General features: G+C 57.5%; 4 protein-coding genes. 2 read left to right on the top strand and 2 right to left on the bottom strand.

The genetic code is table 11. The features are described 5' to 3' along the window. Positions 1-616 (top strand): ABC transporter ATP-binding protein (locus RTY00_RS20575; protein WP_312665902.1); only part of this gene is annotated, 616 nt, incomplete at its 5' end. A gap of 108 nt (positions 617-724) precedes the next feature. After that, positions 725-2,350, top strand: a complete 1,626-nt coding sequence (locus tag RTY00_RS20570) for a Na/Pi cotransporter family protein (protein WP_312665900.1) — start codon at positions 725-727, stop codon at positions 2,348-2,350. 43 nt (positions 2,351-2,393) lie between these two features. Here RTY00_RS20570 and gntU read toward each other — a convergent pair whose 3' ends face one another. Next, on the bottom strand, positions 2,394-3,734 hold the full coding sequence (gntU, locus tag RTY00_RS20565; protein WP_154182470.1) for a gluconate transporter: 1,341 nt from the start codon (positions 3,732-3,734) through the stop codon (positions 2,394-2,396). Between the two features lie 2 nt (positions 3,735-3,736). Continuing rightward, positions 3,737-4,273: a gluconokinase gene (gene gntK / locus RTY00_RS20560; protein WP_036621490.1), complete on the bottom strand. Its 537-nt coding sequence runs from the start codon at positions 4,271-4,273 to the stop codon at positions 3,737-3,739. Positions 4,274-4,411 lie beyond the last annotated feature (138 nt).

Here is a 4,411-nt window from a genome sequence, read left to right as displayed (position 1 = left end):
TGCACGCCGTTATCCGCACCAGTTGTTAGGCGGGCAGTGTCAGCGCGTGGCGCTGGCGCGTTCGCTGGTGACGCGTCCGCGTCTGCTGCTGCTGGATGAACCGCTGTCGGCGCTGGATGCGCGCATTCGCCGCCATCTGCGCGAGCAAATCCGCAATATTCAGCGCGAGTTGAAGCTCACCACCTTGTTTGTCACCCACGATCAGGAAGAGGCGCTGACCATGTCCGATCGCATCGTGTTGATGAACCGGGGCAAGATCGTGCAGAACGGCAACGCGGAAATGCTCTATACCCAACCGGCCGATCTGTTTGCCGCTGGCTTTATTGGCAACTACAACCTGCTGAGCGCGGAACAGGCAACGCAGCTAACCGGACAGACTTTCAGCGGCCAGGTAGCGATTCGCCCCGAGTCGATCCAGCTGTGCGCGCCGCAGGCTGGCATTCCCGCCACCATCCTCAGCCACAGCTTGCTCGGCAACGTGATTCGCTATCGGGTGCGCGCGCAAAACGTGGAACTCTCGATTGATGTACTCAACCGCAGCGTGGCAGATTTGCATCCCGCTGGCATGCAGATTGGGCTACAGTTAGAGATGTCGACGTTGCGCCAGGTTGCTTAATTTAAACGAAAAAAGGCGACACAACGCGGCGAAGGTTTTACCGGTTGTGCTCACCGTCAGGCTGGCAATCGGTGTGGTTTGAGCCTGACGGATGAGGAGCCTCTATACGTGTTAACTCTGCTTAATCTACTCTCTGCCGTTGCGCTGCTGGTGTGGGGCACACACATTGTGCGAACCGGCATCATGCGCGTTTACGGTGCCGATCTGCGTCGCGTACTCAGCCGCAGCGTCGAAAAAAAACCGATGGCGTTTCTTGCCGGCATTGGCGTCACGGCGCTGGTGCAGAGCAGTAACGCCACCACGCTGCTGGTTACCTCCTTTGTTGCACAGAATCTGGTCAGTCTGACGCCAGCGCTGGTGGTGGTGCTGGGCGCGGATGTCGGGACCGCGATCATGGCGCGTATCCTGACCTTCGATCTGTCATGGCTGTCGCCGCTGTTTATCTTCTTTGGCGTGGTGTTCTTCCTCAGCCGCAAGCAAACGCGCGTTGGGCAACTGGGCCGCGCCAGTATTGGGCTCGGACTGATTCTGCTGGCGCTGCAGCTGATTGTGGCGGCCGCCAAACCGATCACTCAGGCGGCGGGCGTTCAGGTGCTGTTCTCAACGCTGACCGGCGACGTGATGCTCGATGCGCTGATTGGCGCGGTGTTCGCCATCATCAGTTACTCCAGCCTTGCGGCGGTACTGATTACCGCCACGCTGACCGCCACCGGCGTGATCTCCTTCAAAGTGGCGCTCTGTCTGGTGATTGGTGCCAACCTCGGCAGCGGCTTGCTGGCGATGATCAACGCCAGCGGCTCCAACGCGGCGGGCAAACGCGTCGCGCTCGGTAGCTTGCTGTTTAAGCTGATTGGCAGCATCGCCATTTTGCCGTTCGTCAATGTGGTCGCCGATGTGCTGGATAAAATGCCGGTCAATGATGAAGAGCTGGTGATCTTCTTCCACGTGTTCTACAACCTGATCCGCTGCTTAGTCATGGTGCCGTTTGCCGATCCGATGGCGCGCCTGTGCCGCCGTATGATCGCCGATGATCCTGAAAACGAAACGCACCTGAAACCTAAACACCTCGACAGCAGCGCACTCGATACGCCCGCGTTAGCGCTGGCCAACGCCTCACGCGAAACGCTGCGTATCGGCGATGTGGTCGAGCAGATGATTGAGTCATTCAATAAAGTGGTACACGGCGACCTGCGCGAAGAGCGCGCGGTACGGCGGCTGGATGATGATGTTGATGTGCTCTACACCGCGATCAAACTCTATCTGGCGCGTATGCCAAAAGAGGACTTGCCGGAGGATGATTCACGCCGCTGGGCGGAGATCATTGAGATGGCGCTCAACCTGGAACAGGCAGGCGACATTATCGAACGCATGTGTGCCGACGTAGCGGATAAGTCTCTGACCGCGCGCCGCGCCTTCTCTGCGGAGGGATTAGAGGAGCTGCAAACCTTGCAGGAGCAGGTGCTGTATAACCTGCGGCTGAGTTTGTCGGTGTTTCTGTCGCACGATGTCACCAGCGCCAAACGCCTGCGCCGCTCTAAGCATCGCTTCCGCATCCTGATTCGCCGTTTCTCGCACGCGCATGTTGAGCGTTTGCATATGCAGAACGTGCAAAGCATCGAAACCAGCTCGCTGCACCTTGGCTTGCTGGGCGATATGAAGCGTTTGAATTCGCTGTTCTGCGCCGTGGCGTACACGGTTTTAGATCAGCCGGATGACGAGCGGGAAGAGGATTAAATGTCGTTTCGTAGGGTCGCCATTGATGGCGACCACACAAAATTTACGACAACAAACTAAACGCAATCATGCCAACAATCGCGCCGGTGGTTCCCAGAATGGTTTCCATCAGCGTCCATGTCTTCAGCGTTTCGGCTTCGGTGGCGCCGGTAAAGCGGCCAAACAGCCAGAAACCGGCATCATTCACGTGACTGATAATGATCGAGCCGCCGCCGATACAGATCGACAGCGCAGCCAGCTGCGCGCCGCTGTAGTGCAGCGGTTCAATCACCGGCATCACTAAACCCACTGTGGTTAAACACGCCACGGTGGCCGAACCCTGAATCACGCGAATCGCGCCAGAAAGGATGAAGCACGCCAGCGCAATCGGCATGCCCGCGCCGGTCAACGCATGTCCTAACACCGGACCGACGCCCGAATCCACCAGCACCTGCTTAAACACGCCGCCCGCACCAATCACCAACAGGATAATGCCCGCCGGTTGCAGCGCGCTGCCGCACACCTGCATCACCTTCTCTTTATCCATGCCCTGACGATACGCCAGGCCATAAATCGCCACCAGACAGGCCAGCAGAATCGCGGTGAACGGATGGCCGATAAACTCCAGCCACTCATACAGATGAGAACCCGGCGTGGTGAAGCGTGCGCCGATGGTTTTCAGGCCCACCAGCAGCAGCGGGAACAGAATCAGCGCCAGACTAAAGCCAAACGACGGCAGTTTGCCCTCTTCCACTTCCGGCTGATGATCTTCCGGCGGTGCACTAAAGCTGACGTGACGCGCGATAAAGCTGCCAAACAGCGGACCAGCAATCAGCATGCCCGGAATCGCCGCGCACAAGCCCAGCAGAATCATCCAGCCAAAATCGGCGTGCATCTGCGCAGCCAGCAGCATCGGTGCCGGTCCCGGCAGCAGGAACGCGGCAGAAGCCGCAACGCCGGCAAACAGCGGGATCACCAGCTTAACTAAATTGCCTTTAGTGCGACGCGCTACGGCGAACGCAATGCTGATCAGCAACACGACCGCCACTTCAAAGAACAGCGGCAACGCACAGATCAACCCGGCAACGCCCATCGCATAGTGCGCACGGCTTTCCCCAAAGGTTTTCAACATGCGGATGGCAATTTGATCAACGGCGCCGGTTTCATGCAGGATCTTGCCGAACATCGCGCCCAACGCCACCACAATGGCGAGAAAGCCGAGCGTTCCGCCCATGCCTTTTTCCATGGTTTCAGCGATTTTATCGAGCGGCATGCCGGAGAACAGACCGGCACCAATGGAGACTAACATCAGGGCAACAAAGGCGTGCATACGCGCTTTCATCACCAAAAACAGCAGCAGCAGGACAGAGCCTGCTGCGGTTAACACTAACGTTGCGGTACTCATGACTAACCCTTGTTGATTGCACCCTCAATGGTCGCAACCGTGGCCGCAACTACCTCATCCAGTGAATGATTGATATCAACCACCAGTACATCGGGCTCATCCGCGCCGGGTTCCTGCAGCGTGGCGAACTGCGTCACCAGCATCTGCGGTTTGAAGAAGTGACCTTTACGCGCTTTCAGGCGGGATTCGATGGTTTCGAAGTCGCCCTGCAGATAGATAAATTTCAGGTTCTCATTACCCTGACGCAGGATGTCGCGATAGGACTTTTTCAGCGCCGAACAGACGATGATGGAGATCTCCTGCGTACGCTGCATGGCAAATGCCGCATCATTCAGCGCCTGCAGCCACGGCTGGCGATCGTTGTCGTCCAGCGGATGGCCATCCGCCATTTTCATGATGTTGCTGCGCGGATGGAGGAAATCCCCATCGAGGAACGCAGTGTTTAACTGATGAGAGACCTGATTGGCGACGGCAGATTTTCCGCTGCCGGAAACGCCCATCAGGATAAAGACGTGGTGCGATGGAGATGGCGTAGTCATTGTTTTGCGCTCCGGCAGTGAATTCTGCCCAATGTTACCGATAACAAATCGAGCTGCCATTGTCAGAGCCCACTGAAAGGCTGGCAACCCTTCTCAGGCGGAAAAGCACGAAAGTGTGAACTGACTCAAATAATCGCC

Source organism: Pantoea sp. CTOTU49201 (assembly GCF_032054795.1).
Lineage (GTDB): Bacteria > Pseudomonadota > Gammaproteobacteria > Enterobacterales > Enterobacteriaceae > Pantoea > Pantoea symbiotica.
This window is presented reverse-complemented; position numbering and strand designations above follow the sequence as displayed.

Coding starts and splice junctions, on each gene's coding strand:
- gntU (WP_154182470.1), bottom strand. CDS start 3,734: ATGAGTACCGCAACGTTAGTGTTAACCGCAGCAGGCTCTGTCCTGCTG.
- gntK (WP_036621490.1), bottom strand. CDS start 4,273: ATGACTACGCCATCTCCATCGCACCACGTCTTTATCCTGATGGGCGTT.